Consider the following 17303-nt stretch of genomic DNA (forward strand, 5'->3'; position numbering starts at 1 on the left):
TTCCCCGGCGAATCACTACATTCGATACAAATGTCCCATTTTCCCGACGATATGCCGTTCTTCGGCGATAAGGCCCCGGCTGACCGCGCGTCGGCGACCGGGGGTATTGCCGCGCGCGCCATGGCTGCGCGCAACCAGCAGCGAGGCGACCCCGACTATCTCAAAGGGCTGAACCCGGAGCAGAAGCAGGCGGTTCTCACCACCGAAGGTCCGGTCCTTGTTCTCGCGGGCGCAGGCACCGGCAAGACACGGGTGCTGACCACCCGCATCGCGCATATTCTGACGACCGGCCTTGCCTATCCAAGCCAGATTCTCGCCGTGACCTTCACCAACAAGGCCGCGCGCGAGATGAAGGAGCGCATCGGCCATCTGGTCGGCGGCGCGGTGGAAGGCATGCCGTGGCTCGGCACGTTCCACTCCATCGGCGTCAAGCTGCTGCGCCGTCATGCGGAACTGGTGAACCTCACTTCCGATTTCACCATCCTCGACACCGACGATGTGATCCGCCTCATCAAGCAGCTCATTCAGGCGGAAGGTCTGGATGACAAGCGCTGGCCCGCCCGCACCTTTGCCAATATGATCGACGGCTGGAAGAACAAGGGCTTCGGCCCATCCGATATTCCGGAGGGCGATGCGCGCTCGTTCGGCAATGGCCGGGGACGTGAACTTTATCAGGCCTATCAGGAGCGCCTGCGCACGTTGAACGCCTGTGACTTCGGCGATCTGCTGCTGCATCCGATCCGTATTCTGCGCAGCCACCCGGACATCTTGCGCGAATATCACGCCCGATTCCGTTATATTCTGGTGGACGAATACCAGGACACCAACACCGCGCAATATATGTGGCTGCGTCTGCTGGCCCAAAGACCGCAAGCGCGAACCACAGCTCCTGCGACACAAGGCGGAAATGCGCCTATACAGCCCGCCAGGGCGCCCGAACCGATGCCAAGCCCTCGCGGAGCTGCTGAGCGGAGCGGACTTGGCATGAGCGAAAACAACAACACAACACAAGTGAACTTGTGTTGTGTTGGCGATGACGACCAGTCGATCTATGGCTGGCGCGGTGCGGAAGTCGATAACATCCTGCGTTTCGAGAAGGATTTTCCGGGCGCGGTCGTCATCAAGCTTGAACGCAACTATCGTTCGACCGCCCATATTCTGGGCGCTGCCGCTCATCTGATTGCACATAATGAAGGGCGCCTCGGCAAAACGCTTTTCACGGAAGCGCCCAATCCCGACGATCCACGCGTGCAGGTTCATGCGGCATGGGATTCAGAAGAAGAAGCGCGCGCTGTCGGCGAAGCCATCGAACAGTCACAACGCCAGGGGCATCTGCTCAATAACATGGCGATCCTCGTACGCGCTTCGTTTCAGATGCGCGAATTTGAAGACCGTTTCGTCACGCTGGGTCTCAATTATCGCGTGATCGGCGGCCCGCGCTTTTATGAGCGCCTCGAAATCCGCGATGCGATGGCGTATTTGCGCGTTGTCGCCCAACCGGCCGATGATCTGGCGCTGGAGCGCATCATCAACACACCGAAGCGCGGCCTTGGCGAAGCCGCGATCCGCCAGATCCATGACTATGCACGCGCCCGCGATATTTCGATGTTTGCGGCAGCATCCGACCTGATCGGCACGGAAGAACTGAAGCCGAAGCCCCGCTCGGCGCTGCGCGAAGTCGTGGAAAATTTCCACCGCTGGCAGTCGCTGATCGACACCACGCCGCATACGGAACTGGCCGAAATGATTCTCGACGAATCCGGCTATACGGCCATGTGGCAGAACGATAAATCGGCTGAGGCCCCCGGACGGCTTGAAAACCTCAAGGAACTCATTCGTTCCATGGAGGAATATGAAAGCCTGCGCGGTTTCCTCGAACACGTCGCGCTGGTCATGGATGCCGAGAAGAACGAGGATATGGATGCTGTCAATATCATGACGCTCCACTCCGCCAAGGGGCTCGAATTCGAAACCGTCTTCCTGCCGGGCTGGGAAGAAGGTCTTTTTCCGCACCAGCGCGCACTGGATGAAGGCGGGCGGTCAGGACTGGAAGAAGAGCGACGCCTTGCCTATGTCGGCCTCACACGCGCCAAAAAGAACCTGCATATCTGGTTTGTTTCCAACCGCCGCATCCATGGCATGTGGCAATCGACCATCCCTTCGCGTTTTCTGGAAGAACTTCCCGAAGCGCATGTGGAAGTGGCCGAAATGGAAGGCAATTATGGCGGTTACGGCGGTGGCTATGGCCAATCCCGCTTCGACAAGGCAGATCCGTTTCAGAATTCCTATTCGACGCCGGGCTGGCAGCGTGCGCAGCAAAACCGCTCCGAGGCAACCCGTAACAACTGGGGCTCCCGTTCGGGCGCGCGCGTAGAGCGTATCGGCTATGGCGAAACCGATTCCGGGTTCGGTGCCGGGCGCGGATCGGTCAAAGGCCGCACCATTGACGGCGAGCTGATCGCCAAATCCGTTGCCGACAAGCCTTCCGCCTTTGCTGCCGGCGACCGCGTCTTTCACATGAAGTTCGGCAATGGCACCGTTTCGCTGGTTGATGGCAACAAGCTCACCATCGACTTTGACAAGGCCGGACAGAAGCGCGTCCTCGATAGCTTCGTTCAGCCTGCATAAAGTCTCGGTCCTCAGCGGTTAAAACAAATGGGTAAGCCGGTTTATTCCGGCTTCCCCTTCTCCCACATCACATCGCCCTTGTAGAGCGGCACGGTCGAAAGCGAGGTTTTGGCCGAACCGTCCTGCACCTGCGCCGCATGGGCGAGATAAAGCAGCGTATTATTCGGCTTGTCGTAAATGCGGGTGATGACAAGCTTCTTCCAGATCAGACTGGTGCGCTCCGAGAAAACTCTCTCTCCGCCTTTACGCAGATCGATATCGCCAATGGTGATCGGCCCCGTCTGCTCACAGGAAATGGAGGCATTCGAAGGATCCTCGAACCACTTGCCTTTCTGCAACCGGTCGATAATCCCGCGCGAGAACGACGCAAGATGGCATGTGACGCCCTGCACCTTGGGGTCCGACACCGCATCGATGACAATGTCATTACCAAGCCAGTCCACGCCGACCTTGCCGACTTCTTCAGCGGACGCAGCCGCCGCGCCAAGCACGATCATCGGAGCAACCAGCAGTCCGGCAGCAAATTTCAGTACAGGCATCAGCTATCTCCAACGCAGAAAACATCATGCCCGAAATTGGGGGAGCAATTGCAGCTTTGCAAGTCGAACAGGCTCAGTCGCCCCATTTTTCGAGAAATGCTTCAATCTCAAGGCTCTGGATATCGGGAACGGCTTCGTAAAGCTTTTCTACCGGCCAGTCCCACCAGCATAGCTGCAACAGCCTTTCGATAACCGCTTCATCAAACCGTTTGCGGATACCGCGCGCTGGCACCCCGCCCACGATACGATAAGGCGCGACATCCTTCGTCACGACCGCATTGGCGCCGATCACCGCTCCATGGCCGATGGTCACGCCGGGCGTAATCACCACTCCATGGCCGACCCACACATCATTGCCGATGACGACGCGCCGGGCCTGCCGTCTTGCGCGAAAATCGTCGTCCACACCCAGATAGCGGAAATATTCGTTCGGGCGATAACTGACCTTATGTGTGGTCAGCCGCTCCATCGGATGTTCCAGCGCATTGATGCGGACATTGGCGGCAATGGAGCAGAACTTGCCGATCTCGGCATAAATCCCTTCGCCGTGGCGCTCGAAATAGGTGAAGTCGCCAACCGTCACCTCGCGCAGGATCACCCGTTCGCCAATATCGGCATAGCGTCCCAGCTTGACCGATTTAAGCTGTGCCGTGGAGTGAATGCGCGGCTCGCTGTTCTGGAAACGAAGATCGTCGCCCTGCGTCATTTCAAAACTTTCTGAAAATTTTGTATTATGCTAAACTGCTCTTATCGTTCGAATCTGGACTACGGTAGCTATGCGCTTGCATATATGTGCTTTCTGGCCGCAGATCGATGTAATTCAGATTCGCATTCGCTTATGCAATAATATGCGGTGCAAAACTCAAGGTTGACTGGACATGAAAAAGTTCCTGCCCATCTTCATCGTTGCCTTCATCGTCGTGATCGTCGGCGCTGCGGGCTTCAATCTCATCCGCGACCGCGAAGCTGCAAGAGAGCCTTTCGGCGGATCGTTTAACCTGATTGCGATGGACGGTCAGCCCTTCACCGAAGAAGAACTGCGCGCCACGCCTGCTGCCATTTTCTTCGGCTTTACCCATTGCCCGGATGTGTGTCCCACCACGCTTTATGAGCTTGACGGCTGGCTGAAGCAGCTTGGCCCCGAGGCTGGCAATATCAAGGCTTATTTCATTTCAGTCGATCCCGAACGCGACACGCAGGAAATCATGAAAACCTATGTCAGCAATGTTTCAGATCGCATCATCGGCGTCACCGGAACGCCACAGAATGTCGCCGATGTCGTCAAGTCCTACCATGTCTATGCCAAGAAGGTTCCACTCGAAGGCGGCGACTATACGGTTGACCATACGGCCTCGGTTTTTCTTCTCGATCAGGGCGGGCATTTTCGCGGTACTATCGCCTATCAGGAGAACCCCGATACCGCTCTGGAAAAACTGAAGAATCTGGCAAAAGGCCGCACAAACGGGTAAGCAAAGCTTCCGTATCTATTTGAGAGCTTTTTATCCCATGGCCCAATCACGACTATTCTTTTCGACGGACACGACGGAAGCCAAACGAATTTATGACATTCTCGAACGTGAATTCGAGGAAGACGGCTTTCCTATCGCGATAACCGAGATTGATGAAGGCCGGCAGATTTTCGAGGTTTCCGTCTATGTCGAGGATGGCGTCGCAGAACTTGCTGGTCGTATTGATGCGTTGGTCGGTACGGGCAAATTCGAGAGCGAGGAACTGCCGGATATCGATTGGGTCACGCATTCGCTCGAAGGCTTGAAGCCCGTGCGAGCTGGTCATTTCTTCGTGCATGGTTCGCACGATCGCGATAAGATTGAGCCCGACGAAATTCCCATTGAGATCGATGCTGGACTAGCTTTCGGAACCGGCCATCACGGCACCACGGCGGGCTGTCTCGAAATGATCGAGGAAATCGTCAATAGCGAGCATCCGACCAATGCGCTCGACCTTGGCACCGGCAGCGCCGTACTGGCAATTGCCATCGCCAAGCTCGCGCCAATCCCCGTGCTTGCCACCGATATAGATCCAATAGCCGTTACGGTCGCCGCCGAAAATACGGTCAAAAACCATGTCGGCGAGCATGTGATCACAGCCACGGCGGAAGGCTTCGACCATCCGATCTTCCGCTCTTACACACCCTTCGATCTGATCGTCGCCAATATTCTCGCCAATCCGCTGGTGGAACTCGCTCCCTCGCTGGCCTCTCATCTGGCTTCGAATGGCTCGATTGTCCTTTCAGGCATACTTGACAGCCAGCACGATGCGGTGCTCGCTGCCTATCAGGCTCAGGGACTCATCCATCAAAAGACGCTTCACCGCGAAGGATGGGTGACAATTCACCTGAAATAATGTCGACACCAGTTTTGCGCGAGTTCCATTCATGGCTTTTCAAACATTTGACGTAACCACCGACCCTGCCAATGGCGCTCCGCGCGTGGCGAAACTCCGCGAGAAATTGACCGAACAAGGCCTCGATGGCTTTCTCGTTCCTCGCGCAGATGAGCATCAGGGCGAATACGTGCCGCCCCGTGCCCAGCGCCTTGGCTGGCTCACCGGCTTTACCGGCTCAGCAGGCGCGGCCCTGATCCTCCGCGATCGCGCTTATATTTTCGTCGACGGCCGCTATGAATTACAGGTCCGCAACCAGACCGATCCAGCCATCTTTTCCTATGAAAGCCTTATCAGCAATCCGCCCGCAAGCTGGCTTGAAGAACATGGCCGCGGCCTGACCATCGGCTTCGATCCATGGCTGCATACAATCACCGAAGCGCGCGCCTTGCGCGATGCGCTGGAAAAGCAGGGCGGTAAACTCGTCCCCGTTGCTCAAAATCTGGTGGATATGATCTGGGATGATCAGCCCGAAGCACCTCTGGCTCCCGTCACCATCCAGCCAGCCCGCTTCTCCGGGCAGGAGGCCGAAGACAAGATCGAGGAAATGCGCAAAGCTATCGCGGCTACAGGTGCTGATACGACCGTTCTGACCGATCCTTCTTCGGTAGCATGGATTTTCAATATTCGCGGCAAGGATGTCTCCAACACGCCTTTGCCCCTGAGCTTTGCCATTATTGCGGCCAAGGGCGAGCCGGAGCTTTTCATTGATGAGCGCAAGCTTGCCATCGAGCCTCGCGCCTATCTCACGCAACTGGCCAGCCTATCGCAGCCTTCAAGTCTTGAAAACCATCTCAAGGAGCGCGCTGCAGCCGGTGAAACCATCCTGCTCGATCCGGCCCTCGCCGCCGAGAAGCTGCGCCTCATAGTCGAAGATGCCGGTGGCCGCCTGGTTGAGGGCAAAGACCCAGCCCGTCTTCCCCGCGCAATCAAGAACAAGGCCGAACTCGACGGCTCCCGCGCCGCCCATGAGCGCGACGGCGTTGCGATGGTCAATTTCCTGTCCTGGATTGACGCGCAGAAGCCCGGCACTGTCGATGAAATCAAAGCTGCGCAACAGCTTGAAGAATCGCGTGACAAAGCGGGCCGCGATTTCCAGATGCCGCTGGAGGATATTTCCTTCGACACGATTTCCGGGGCCGGGCCGAATGGCGCGATCATCCATTACCGCGCCAACACCGCCACCAACCGCACGCTTGCGGATGGCGAACTCTTTCTGATCGATTCAGGCGCACAATATCGCGACGGCACCACAGATATTACCCGCACGATTCCCGTGGGGCATATTGCACCGGAGACAATCCGCTCCTTCACGCTCGTGCTCAAGGGCATGATCGCGATCAGCACTGCCCGCTTTCCAAAAGGTACGCGCGGACAGGATATCGATGTGCTCGCGCGCATCGCACTCTGGAAACAGGGCTTCGATTATGCACACGGCACAGGCCACGGCGTAGGCTCCTACCTTTCCGTGCATGAAGGTCCGCAGAACCTGTCACGCAGAGGCGTGCAGGAACTTCTGCCCGGCATGATCCTTTCCAACGAGCCGGGCTACTACAAGCCGGGTTCTTTCGGCATCCGCATCGAAAACCTCATCATCGTCACCGAACCGGAAGTGCCGGAAGGCGGTGACATTCCGATGATGGGATTCGAAACGCTGACGTTTTGTCCTATCGACCGTCGCCTGATCGACAAATCGCTTCTGACGCAGGAAGAAATCGACTGGCTGGACAACTACCACGCATGTGTGCGCAGGAAGCTGTCCGGCCACCTGAAAGACGCTGAACAAAAGTGGCTTGAGGCAGCAACCGCACCCCTTTGATTCAGGTCGTAAAATGGCGTAGCGCGATCAACAGCGCTACGCCCGCAAAAAACATCGTCATCATGCTGAGGCGTAGCGACAGCACGATGCAAATCACCAGCACCAGAATTTCCCGCCAGCCATGGTCGGATGCAGGCGCGGCCACGATGGCCGTCAATACGGCTGCTGGCACCGCATTCAGCGCGGCCTCGACGCGATAATGCACGCGGCTGAAGCGTGACAGCACCAGATGTCCCCCGATGCGGGTGAGATAAGTGAAGAGCGCGCCGGCCAGGATGATCCAAAGCGTCGTGGACATTTATGCCTTCCCTTCCTGCGGCTTGGCGATGATCGCCGCCAGCACGATGCCGCCAAGCGCACCCAGCGTCACATGCCACGGCGAGCCGACGAACTTATACGCTGCGACCGCCGAAATGGCGCTGACGATCACCACAGGAAGCCAGTTCTGGCGATGGCGAAAGCTCATCACCATTCCCAGAAAATAAATCGGCAACAGAAAATCGATACCAAGCGCATAGGGATTGGTGATCAGATTGCCGAACAGGCCGCCGATAAGCGCTTCCAGAATCCAGGTCAGGTAGAATGTGAGACCGATGGCCATATACCAGATGAAGGTGATCGGCCTGCCCGCCTCGGCGCGCTGTTCAACCTCCGCATACTGGATATCCACCAGAACGAAGAATGCGATCGCCTTCTGCCACAGCTTGAAATGCCTGATGCGCCGGCCAACCGTTGCCGAATAGAGCACATGTCGAAAATTGACCGCGAAGATCGACATGACGATCATCCAGGGCGCAATGTTCTGGCCGAAAAGATCCAGCCCCACCATCTGGCTCGCCCCGGCATAGACCATGGTGCTCATCAACACCGCCTCGCCGAGCGACAGACCGTTATCGATAGCAAGCGCACCGAAAAGCAACCCGAAAGGCGCACCGGCGACGACAAGCGGAAGTCCGCGCCGAACACCATCGATAATGTCGGCACGTGCCGAGGCCCGAACAGGCCGGAAACTCTGATCCACGGATATTCACTCCTCCGAACGGAAAGTGATTAGGAAATTCTGATGCCGGTTGGAATATGTTTTCTAAAAAAATCATACAAATAGAGACGATCAGCTGACATTCGCCAAATTTTTACTTGCGCGCAGAAGCATTTATGCACCACCTATGCAATCAACTGATGCATTCATGAATAATCATGATTGTTGCGGCACGGTCTTTTCGATTTTCGTTACCCAATCCAGTAATGGACGCGCGTGCTCGGTAAAATCGACAAGCCGGTCAGCCAGATCGGGACGGGTTATGCTTTCAGGCTCGATTTCGATCCGGACTGCAAAGTGCCGATTGCGAATCGCATCCAGAAGATCGGGCTCGGTCACGGCCTCAAAACCGCGCGGCGTTCGCTTCAGCCGATCATAATCACTGAGTTTCAGACCATTTTTTTCAAGTTTCGCAACCATCGCCCGAAACGCCTCCGGGTTTTCGGCAATGGCCTTGCGCATTGCCAGAAGGAGTTCTTTTCGCGGCCCCCACCAGGCCACACAGGCGTAACAATCGCGCACGCCCGGCAAACCGATGCAAACATAGAAGCAGCCGCTCTCGTCCCATTTGGTGCCAGATTGCGAAAGCAGTGCGGACAGATGACGGTTATACGGTGCCTTATCCTTGGAAAAGCGCGTGTCCCGCTTGATACGGAACTGCGATTTCACCCGATCGCCCTTGAACGGCAGCCCCGCTTTTTCAAAACGCCTCGTCAGATTTTCCACAAGATCGCCGAGCGGCTCTTTCAGGTGCTGCTCGAACAAGTCCTTGTTTTCCAGAAACCATTCCCGGTTCTGATGAAAATCCAGCGCTTTAAGGAAGGGAATGGCCTTTTCGCCGAAACCGTTGAACTGCGCCATCATTCCTCCCCGACCAGCGTGAACCATGCATCTTCGTCGATAACCTCGATGCCCAATTCCGTCGCCTTGGCAAGCTTGGAACCCGCGCCCGGCCCGGCCACCACCAGATCGGTTTTCTTGGAAACAGAACCAGCCGTCTTCGCGCCATAGCGCTCGGCCATCGCCTTGGCTTCATCGCGTGACATGCGTTCCAGACTGCCGGTGAACACCACCGTCTTACCCTCCACCGGCGAGCCGGTGGAGGCACGCGCTGCCTCGTTCTGCGGCGTCACCTCGGCCAGCAACGCTGCCAGCACCTCGCGATTGTGCGGCTCGCCATAAAAATCGACAACCGCTTCGGCCACGATAGAGCCGATGCCTTCGACGGCGATCAGGTCCTGCCAGGCTTCATTGCCCTTGTCGGAACGGTCGCCTTCTTTCGGTGGTACGGCCTCAAGGGCGGCCTTTTCGAAAGCCGCATAGGAAAGATAGGCGCGTGCAAAACGCTTGGCATTCACCTCACCCACATGACGGATGCCCAACCCGAACAGAAAGCGGCTCAGGGCGATGTCGCGCCGTGCATCGATGGCCTCATAGAGCTTCTTGACCGAGACAGCACCGAAACCCTCGATATTCTCCAGCTTTTTAAGCGAACCCTCCTGCCGCTTCTTCAGCGTGAAGATGTCGGCGGGCGAGCGGATGGCAAGCGACGGATCTTCCGCATGGAAGAAAAACTCGACCTGCTTTTCGCCCAGACCTTCGATATCAAAGGCGTTGCGCGAGACGAAATGGCGGATACGCTCCACCGCTTGTGCGGCACAGGTCAGCCCCCCGGTGCAGCGATAGACGGCCTCGCCTTCCTCGCGCACCGCATGGCTGCCACAGACCGGGCATTCATGCGGGAAATTGAAAGGCACGGCATCAGCCGGGCGCTTTTCCAGCACCACATCTACAATCTGCGGGATCACGTCACCTGCGCGCTGCACGATCACCGTATCGCCGATACGAATATCATGCTCTTCCTCGCGGATGCGTTCACCCTTGAGGCCGATGCCCTTGATGTAATCCTCATTGTGCAGTGTGGCATTGGTCACCACCACACCGCCAACTGTGATCGGCTCCAGACGCGCCACCGGCGTCAGCGCGCCCGTGCGGCCAACCTGAATGTCGATGCCGCGCAAGATGGTTGTCGCCTGTTCCGCAGGGAATTTATGCGCAATGGCCCAGCGTGGGCTGCGTGAGCGAAAGCCAAGCCGTGTCTGCAAATCCAGCCGGTCTACCTTATAGACCACGCCGTCGATGTCGTAATCGAGCTTGGCGCGCTCAAGACCGATCGCGCGATAATGGCCCACAAGCGCTTCCACGGTGTCGAGGCGCTTCATCAGCGGATTGACCGGGAACCCCCATTCGCCGAACGCCTCGACCATGCCGAGCTGCGTATCGGCAGGCATGTCCGACATCTCGCCCCATGCATAGGCGAAGAAACGCAATTTGCGGCTCGCCGTCACCCTGGCGTCGAGCTGGCGTAGCGATCCTGCAGCCGTGTTGCGCGGGTTCACATAGGTCTGCTTGCCTTCCGCCTCCATCTGCGCGTTGAGTGCAAGAAAGTCGCTCTTGGCCATATAGACCTCCCCGCGTACTTCCACGACCGATGGTGCGCCCGCCGGAAGCCGATTCGGAATTTCGGCAATGGTGCGGATATTGGCGGTGACGTTTTCGCCCGTCGTGCCGTCGCCACGCGTCGCGCCATTCACCAATATCCCGTTTTCATAGCGGATCGACATGGAAAGCCCGTCGATCTTCGGCTCAGCTGTGAAGGCGATGGAATTATCCGGCAACTTGCCCAGAAACCGGTAGACGCTGCCCACGAAGTCGCGCACGTCCTCATCCGAAAAGGCATTGCCGAGCGACAGCATGGGCCGCGCATGAACGACTGGGGCGAATGTATCCAGCAGTGGCGCCGCGCCGACGCGCCGCGACGGGCTGTCCTCGCGCATCAATGCCGGAAAGCGCGCTTCGATGGCTTCATTACGCCGCTTCAGCGCATCGTAATCCGCGTCGGAAATCTCGGGCCTGTCCTTCGCATGATAAAGCTCATCATGATGAGCGAGCGCGTGCGCCAGCCGCTCCAGTTCGGTTGCGGCTTCAAGTTCGGTGAGTTTTTCGACGGGGGTATCGGACATATGTTGGGCAAAACCTGTTGATTCAGTTTCGCCCAACATACCTAAGAATTGCCGCCACGCCTACAGAGGCCGGGCAATACCAACATGGGTTTGTGCTGCCACCGTGCTGTCAGGAAACCAGAGCGCTATTTTCAGCCAGAAGGCGTTCCGCCGCCGCGCGCGCCTCATCGGTGATGCTGGCGCCCGCCAGCATCCGGGCGATCTCTTCCTGCCTCTCGTCGACCCCGATGGAGCGGATGGATGTCGCCATACGATCTTCATCAGTGGCCGATTTGGCAATCAGGAAATGTGTCGATGCCCGCGCCGCCACTTGCGGCGCATGGGTGACGGAGAGCACCTGCACACGCGCAGAGAGCCGCGCCAGCCGCTGCCCGATGGCATCCGCCACCGCGCCGCCCACACCCGTATCGATTTCATCGAATACCAGTGTCGGCGCGGAGCCACGGTCGGCAAGCGCCACTTTCAGCGCCAGAAGGAAACGGGAAAGCTCGCCGCCCGAAGCGACCTTCATCATCGGCCCGGCGCGCGTGCCCGGATTGGTGCGTACCCAATATTCCACCGTGTCGATGCCTTCAGCCGCACGGGCTTCCGGGTCCGTCGTCATTTCGACGATGAATTCTGCGCGTTCCAGCTTCAGGGCGGGAAGTTCGGCCATGACAGCCGCCTTCAGATGTTCCGCCGTGTCCTTGCGCTGTGCCGAAAGGCGTTTCGCCGCCTCGTCATAGGCAGCGCGGGTCTCCGTGGCCTGCGCTTCGAGCTGTATCAATCGTTCCGCCCCGGCATCGAGGTCGGCCAGATCCGCATCCATCTTGTCGCGTAACGTCGCCAATCCCTCCACCGCGACCGAATATTTGCGGGCGGCGGCGCGCAGAGCGAACAGGCGCTCTTCCACCTGCTCCAGTACGCGCGGATCGAAATCGATTTCACGCATGGCGTGGTCAATGCCGTCCTGCGCGACGGCAAGACTGTTCAGCGCTTCGTCTATCGCCTTGATGACCGGCTCCAGCAGATGCGGAGCCTCACCCGCCTTGCGCTCCAGCCGCCGCACGAGACTTGCCAGCGACGGCACGGGCGACCCCTGACCCGACAAAAGTTCACCGGCCTCGTTCACATCACCGGCGATCTTTTCCGATTTCATCATGGTAGCACGACGCTCGGCGAGGTCTTCTTCCTCGCCCGGTTGCGGATCGAGCTTGGTGAGTTCTTCAACCGAAGACCGCAGATAGTCGCCTTCACGCTCCGCCGCCTCGACTTTTGCACGATGCCGCGCCAGCGTACTTTCCGCATCGCGCCATGCCTTGTGGCACTCGCGCACCAATGTTGCTTCACCGTCGAGCCCGCCGAAAGCGTCCAGTAGCGTACGATGGAGATCCGTGTCGATAAGGGCGCGATCATCATGCTGGCCATGAATTTCCACCAGCCGTCGCCCCAGGTCACGCAAAAGCGCGACGCTTGCCGCCTGATCGTTGATGAAAACGCGCGTGCGCCCGTCGCCCATCTGAAGGCGGCGCAGGATTACATCGCCATCATCATCAAAACCGTTATCGCGCAGGAAAAGCCGGGCCGGATGACTGCCCGGCACATCGAACACCGCCGTCACCTGTCCCTGATCGGCCCCATGACGCACAAGCGACGCATCGCCGCGCGCGCCCAGCGCCAGCGACAGCGAATCGAGAAGGATCGACTTGCCCGCCCCGGTCTCGCCGGTGAGCACGGACAAGCCGGTCTTGAACTCGATGTCGAGCCTTTCAATCAGAACAATATCGCGGATCGACAGGTGCGACAGCATAGGAATACCGGCTTACGAGTCGCCGCCCGTGATAAGCGACGAAGCCTTGGCCAGCCACGAGTTTCCGTTATCGCGCGGTTCAAGTCCCCCACTCTGAAGAAGCTTGTAGGAATCCTTGTACCAGCGGCTACCCGGAAAATTCTTGCCGAGGACCGAGGCGGCCATCTGGGCTTCCGATGTCAAGCCAAGCGCATAGTAGGCTTCGACCAGACGGGCCAGTGCTTCTTCCACCTGGCGGGTATTGGAATATTCTTCAACAACGCCGCGGAAGCGCTTGATCGCGGCAAGATACTCCTTGCGCTCCAGATAATAGCGACCGATTTGCATTTCCTTGCCGGCCAGTTGGTCGCGGGCAAAGCGGATCTTGGTTTTCGCATCGTCCGTATATTCGGAATCCGGAAAACGATCGACCACTTCCTGCATCGCGGCAATCGCGCGGCGGCTTGCGGCCTGATCGCGTGTCACGTCCGGAATCTGGCGGAAATAGCTGAGGCCGATGATGTAATAGGCATAGGCCGATTCGGGCGAGGTCGGATAAAGCGTATTGTAACGCTTGGCCATATTGATGGCCTCTTCATAATTACCCTGGCGGTAATTGGTGAAGGCAGCCATCACAAGCGCCTTGCGCGCCCATTCGGTATAAGGATGCTGACGGTCGATCGCCTCGAATTTCTTGGCGGCTTCGCCCAGACGACCCGCATCGAGATTGGCGAGTCCTTCATTGTAAAGCTGATCAGCGGGATCGATCGTCTCGACATATTTGGTCAGATCGATATCGTCATTCTTGCTGGCGCATCCGGCAAGCGGAATAAAAACGGCAAGAGCGCCGGTCAGCAGCGCGGTTTTCGTTTTCACCGGGAATTTAGAACTCGTCATGCGGTCTCCGGCCATCTGGCAGCATCTTTTCTGTCTGGAGCAGAGTGAAGCCCTGCTTTCACTGCTCTTCCATATTTTTCAATACATCAACATCAGCGCACAGGTAAACATAGCCGAGGCTGTTTTGGCCGTCCATAAACCACATGCGATCGAAATCGGCAATCGTCTAGCTGATCAATCATCGGAATTTGATCCGCATATGGCATGAATAATCCGGTCTGAAACATTATGGTTGCAAATTAATCTGCACCGACTCAGGCTCGAGCAGAACCAGCGAACGCGGCTCAATTAAGGCCATGGACAAACGCAACCATCAAGTTTTACCGCGCCTGTGGAACCACGCCCGTTCCAACATGCGAATTTTCATTGGCCGCCTCGATGATCTCGAAATTCGCCTCATCCGACAACAGCGCCTTGACCGCTTCCGAATTGAGCCTGTGACCGCCGCGGCACGAGCGGAAGCAGCCGATGAACGGCATGCCCGCAAGTGCTAGATCGCCCACTGCATCCAGCGTCTTGTGGCGGACGAATTCGTCCTTGAAACGTAACCCACCCGGGTTGATTACCGAGTTATCGTCTCCGATCACCAGGGAATTCTCTAGGGACGAGCCAAGCGCTAATCCCGCCGCCCAAAGACGCTCGACATCCCTCATGAAACCGAAAGTGCGCGCGGTCGAAATCTCCTTGCGGAATACAGTCTCGCTCATATCGCCTGTAAATTTCTGCTGCCCGATCAACGGGCATTCGAAATCGATCCCCACCTCATACCGTGTACCTGCATAAGGCTGAAACTCGGCCCATGAACTGCCTACCTCCGCGCGCACAGCCTTGAGTATGCGAATAAAGCGGCGTTTGGCCGGTTGTGTAACGATACCGGCCTCGTCAAGCGCCACGATGAAACGGGCCGAAGCGCCATCGAGGATTGGAATTTCAGGACCATCCACCTCCACCAGCAGATTGCCGATACCAAGAGCTGCTATCGCCGCCATAAGATGTTCGACCGTGTTAATTCTGGCGTCCTCAGGCCCCAGCGCCGTGCAGAGATCAGTCGCGCCGACCTGCGAAACATGAGCCCGGATGTCGCGAGAACCCTGTTTGATATCCGAACGCCGAAATATGATGCCGCTATCGGCTTGCGCCGGAATAAAGGTCACGGACGCCGCTGCCCCACCATGAACGCCGAAACCTTCCAGCGTAACGGCGCGACCGATTGTTTTTTGATAAGCGCTCAAAACGTTCATCCTTCATGATTGCGGCAGCTGTCGCTTCATAACAGGATAGATATGGCGAGAATAGAGCATTCCCAGCAAAAGTGTGAAACGGTTTTGCGGCAGGATAATATGAAATCCCAATGAAAAATGCCGTGGGCGCAAACCCACGGCATCTCGATTGTAACCTTTAAGAATACTCAGTTCGACTGGCGGCGCAGGAAAGCCGGGATTTCGAGCTGATCTTCTTCGGAAGCTGCTCGCGGCTGCGGACGGCCCTGATCATCAAGCTGGCCTCGGCGCGGTGCATAGATCGAGCTGTCCTGCGACGGACGGCGCTGCTCTGCCGGACGCAGTGATGGCTCGCGATGCTGCGCAGGCTCAAGGCGTGCGGCAGGCTGCTCTTCTTCGCGGCGCGACAGACCGTTGGTCAGACGACGCAGAAGGCTCATCGGGCCGCGTTCTTCATGCACGGGCTGCTGCTGCGGGGCGGCACGGCGCGCATTGATCTCGGCCTGCGCTACCGGCGGAAAATCCGAAACGGCAGGCATGCGCGGGGCAGGACGCGGCTGCGGTGCAGGTTCCGCATGCATTTGCTGCGGCTGCTGGTAAGGCTGCTGCTGTGTTGCATGAGCGGTCGCCTGATTATGAACAGCCTGCGGCTGCTGCATGACCGGACGGGTAGCAGGAGCGCGCTCGAAACTTTCAGCGGCTGGCGCCTGGAAAATGCGGCTCTGCGGGCGGAAATCCGGTTCAACCGATGCGGCTGGTGCAGGAGCAGCAGTTTCAGCTTCGACGGACTGGGTCTGAGCAGCCGGAGCGGCCTGACGCGGCTGTTCGGCGACCGGAGGACGCAATGCGCCATGCGGAGCCATCGGCTTGGTCTGGGCTGCGGGCTTTACTGGCTGGCGAAATTCCAGCGGCGCAGGCGCCGCATCTCCAATCTGTTTGTCGATGCCGGTCGCAACAACGGATACGCGAATGACGCCTTCCAGACCTTCATCGAAGGTCGCACCGAGAATGATGTTGGCTTCCGGATCGACTTCTTCACGGATGCGGGTTGCAGCTTCATCGACTTCAAAGAGGGTCATGTCGCGACCGCCAGTGATGGAGATCAGAAGGCCCCTTGCACCACGCATCGACGTTTCGTCGAGCAGCGGATTGGCGATAGCCGCTTCTGCCGCAGCCATTGCGCGGCCTTCGCCCGAAGCTTCGCCCGTGCCCATCATGGCCTTGCCCATTTCGCGCATCACCGAGCGGACGTCGGCGAAATCGAGATTGATGAGACCTTCCTTGACCATCAGGTCGGTAATGCAGGCAACGCCCGAATAGAGTACCTGATCGGCCATTGCGAAAGCATCCGCAAAGGTTGTCTTGTCGTTGGCGATGCGGAAGAGATTCTGATTGGGAATGACAATCAGCGTATCGACGTTCTTCTGCAATTCCTCGATGCCCAGATCCGCCGTCTTCATACGGCGCACGCCTTCAAAATGGAAAGGCTTGGTAACAACACCGACGGTGAGAATGCCGCGTTCGCGCGCAGCACGCGCCACGACCGGAGCAGCACCCGTCCCCGTACCGCCGCCCATACCTGCGGTTACGAAGCACATATGCGTATTGGTGAGGTGATCGACGATTTCATCGATGCACTCTTCCGCTGCCGCCCGGCCGACTTCAGGCTGTGAACCCGCGCCAAGCCCTTCCGTGACCGCGGCGCCAAGCTGGATGATGCGTTCGGACTTCGACATGGTCAAAGCCTGGGCGTCGGTATTCGCGACAACAAAATCCACGCCGCGCAAACCGGCATTGATCATATTGTTGACCGCATTGCCGCCGCCGCCGCCGACACCGAAAACGGTGATGCGGGGCTTCAGCTCGGTGATATCCGGCTTTTGCAGATTAATGGTCATGGTTCTCGTTCCTCTTAAGCCTCTCCACCGCTTCGCCGCCGCGGTGCTGATTGGTTATACCCTGATGTT

15 protein-coding genes are annotated in these 17303 nt (G+C 58.0%); 5 read left to right on the forward strand and 10 right to left on the reverse strand.

The annotated features are described in order from the left end of the window. Positions 1–30: 30 nt before the first annotated feature. A complete protein-coding gene (locus tag KUG47_RS10455) occupies positions 31–2628 on the forward strand; it encodes an ATP-dependent helicase (protein WP_217677912.1) in 2598 nt (865 codons plus the stop codon). 41 nt (positions 2629–2669) lie between these two features. On the opposite strand, the gene KUG47_RS10460 is transcribed toward KUG47_RS10455, so the two are convergent. Together KUG47_RS10460 and KUG47_RS10465 are read right to left on the reverse strand one after the other, a co-directional pair. After that, a complete protein-coding gene (locus KUG47_RS10460; protein ID WP_185918975.1) occupies positions 2670–3167 on the reverse strand; it encodes a CreA family protein in 498 nt (165 codons plus the stop codon). A 73-nt stretch (positions 3168–3240) separates the two neighbouring features. After that, on the reverse strand, positions 3241–3873 hold the full coding sequence (locus tag KUG47_RS10465; protein WP_217677913.1) for a DapH/DapD/GlmU-related protein: 633 nt from the start codon (positions 3871–3873) through the stop codon (positions 3241–3243). Positions 3874–4045: 172 nt separating this feature from the next. Here KUG47_RS10465 and KUG47_RS10470 point away from each other — a divergent pair, with 172 nt between their 5' ends. From KUG47_RS10470 to KUG47_RS10480, 3 genes are read left to right on the forward strand one after another with little or no spacing between them, the layout of a single operon-like run. Beyond that, complete coding sequence (locus KUG47_RS10470; protein WP_217677914.1) at positions 4046–4636, forward strand: SCO family protein; 591 nt, start codon at positions 4046–4048, stop codon at positions 4634–4636. Positions 4637–4673: 37 nt separating this feature from the next. Further along, positions 4674–5531: a 50S ribosomal protein L11 methyltransferase gene (locus tag KUG47_RS10475; protein WP_217677915.1), complete on the forward strand. Its 858-nt coding sequence runs from the start codon at positions 4674–4676 to the stop codon at positions 5529–5531. A gap of 31 nt (positions 5532–5562) precedes the next feature. After that, positions 5563–7389 (forward strand): aminopeptidase P family protein, encoded by a 1827-nt coding sequence (locus KUG47_RS10480; RefSeq protein WP_217677916.1) that lies wholly within the window; start codon positions 5563–5565, stop codon positions 7387–7389. Position 7390: 1 nt separating this feature from the next. Here KUG47_RS10480 and KUG47_RS10485 read toward each other — a convergent pair whose 3' ends face one another. From KUG47_RS10485 to KUG47_RS10510, 6 genes are all read right to left on the reverse strand, one after another. Further along, positions 7391–7687 carry an AzlD family protein gene (locus tag KUG47_RS10485; protein ID WP_185918979.1) on the reverse strand — a complete coding sequence of 99 codons (297 nt, stop codon included), beginning with the start codon at positions 7685–7687 and terminating at the stop codon, positions 7391–7393. Then, positions 7688–8410, reverse strand: coding sequence for an AzlC family ABC transporter permease (locus tag KUG47_RS10490; RefSeq protein ID WP_185918980.1), 723 nt, complete (start codon positions 8408–8410; stop codon positions 7688–7690). Between the two features lie 174 nt (positions 8411–8584). Then, the gene (locus KUG47_RS10495) at positions 8585–9289 is read right to left on the reverse strand and encodes a DUF2461 domain-containing protein (protein WP_217677917.1); all 705 of its coding nucleotides are present in this window, start codon (positions 9287–9289) and stop codon (positions 8585–8587) included. After that, positions 9289–11451, reverse strand: a complete 2163-nt coding sequence (gene ligA / locus KUG47_RS10500) for an NAD-dependent DNA ligase LigA (protein WP_217677918.1) — start codon at positions 11449–11451, stop codon at positions 9289–9291. Before ligA ends, KUG47_RS10495 begins: the two co-directional genes overlap by 1 nt. A gap of 109 nt (positions 11452–11560) precedes the next feature. Then, complete coding sequence (recN, locus tag KUG47_RS10505; protein ID WP_217677919.1) at positions 11561–13240, reverse strand: DNA repair protein RecN; 1680 nt, start codon at positions 13238–13240, stop codon at positions 11561–11563. A gap of 12 nt (positions 13241–13252) precedes the next feature. Next, positions 13253–14116, reverse strand: coding sequence for an outer membrane protein assembly factor BamD (locus tag KUG47_RS10510; RefSeq protein ID WP_217677920.1), 864 nt, complete (start codon positions 14114–14116; stop codon positions 13253–13255). Between KUG47_RS10510 and KUG47_RS16760 the strand changes: the two genes are divergently transcribed. Then, positions 14115–14324, forward strand: a complete 210-nt coding sequence (locus KUG47_RS16760) for a hypothetical protein (RefSeq protein ID WP_254799504.1) — start codon at positions 14115–14117, stop codon at positions 14322–14324. The two genes, KUG47_RS10510 and KUG47_RS16760, sit on opposite strands and share 2 nt — an antisense overlap. Before the next feature lie 112 nt (positions 14325–14436). Here KUG47_RS16760 and lpxC read toward each other — a convergent pair whose 3' ends face one another. Continuing rightward, positions 14437–15348 (reverse strand): UDP-3-O-acyl-N-acetylglucosamine deacetylase, encoded by a 912-nt coding sequence (lpxC, locus tag KUG47_RS10520; protein ID WP_217677921.1) that lies wholly within the window; start codon positions 15346–15348, stop codon positions 14437–14439. A 176-nt stretch (positions 15349–15524) separates the two neighbouring features. Next, on the reverse strand, positions 15525–17234 hold the full coding sequence (ftsZ, locus tag KUG47_RS10525) for a cell division protein FtsZ (RefSeq protein ID WP_217677922.1): 1710 nt from the start codon (positions 17232–17234) through the stop codon (positions 15525–15527). Positions 17235–17303 lie beyond the last annotated feature (69 nt).

The organism is Falsochrobactrum tianjinense (genome assembly GCF_019100495.1).
Taxonomy (GTDB): Bacteria; Pseudomonadota; Alphaproteobacteria; order Rhizobiales; family Rhizobiaceae; genus Brucella; species Brucella tianjinense.

Coding starts and splice junctions, on each gene's coding strand:
- ftsZ (WP_217677922.1), bottom strand. CDS start 17,234: ATGACCATTAATCTGCAAAAGCCGGATATCACCGAGCTGAAGCCCCGC.
- KUG47_RS10460 (WP_185918975.1), bottom strand. CDS start 3,167: ATGCCTGTACTGAAATTTGCTGCCGGACTGCTGGTTGCTCCGATGATC.
- KUG47_RS10510 (WP_217677920.1), bottom strand. CDS start 14,116: ATGACGAGTTCTAAATTCCCGGTGAAAACGAAAACCGCGCTGCTGACC.
- KUG47_RS10495 (WP_217677917.1), bottom strand. CDS start 9,289: ATGGCGCAGTTCAACGGTTTCGGCGAAAAGGCCATTCCCTTCCTTAAA.
- KUG47_RS16760 (WP_254799504.1), top strand. CDS start 14,115: ATGCGGTCTCCGGCCATCTGGCAGCATCTTTTCTGTCTGGAGCAGAGT.
- KUG47_RS10485 (WP_185918979.1), bottom strand. CDS start 7,687: ATGTCCACGACGCTTTGGATCATCCTGGCCGGCGCGCTCTTCACTTAT.
- recN (WP_217677919.1), bottom strand. CDS start 13,240: ATGCTGTCGCACCTGTCGATCCGCGATATTGTTCTGATTGAAAGGCTC.
- ligA (WP_217677918.1), bottom strand. CDS start 11,451: ATGTCCGATACCCCCGTCGAAAAACTCACCGAACTTGAAGCCGCAACC.
- KUG47_RS10455 (WP_217677912.1), top strand. CDS start 31: ATGTCCCATTTTCCCGACGATATGCCGTTCTTCGGCGATAAGGCCCCG.
- KUG47_RS10470 (WP_217677914.1), top strand. CDS start 4,046: ATGAAAAAGTTCCTGCCCATCTTCATCGTTGCCTTCATCGTCGTGATC.
- KUG47_RS10465 (WP_217677913.1), bottom strand. CDS start 3,873: ATGACGCAGGGCGACGATCTTCGTTTCCAGAACAGCGAGCCGCGCATT.
- KUG47_RS10480 (WP_217677916.1), top strand. CDS start 5,563: ATGGCTTTTCAAACATTTGACGTAACCACCGACCCTGCCAATGGCGCT.
- KUG47_RS10475 (WP_217677915.1), top strand. CDS start 4,674: ATGGCCCAATCACGACTATTCTTTTCGACGGACACGACGGAAGCCAAA.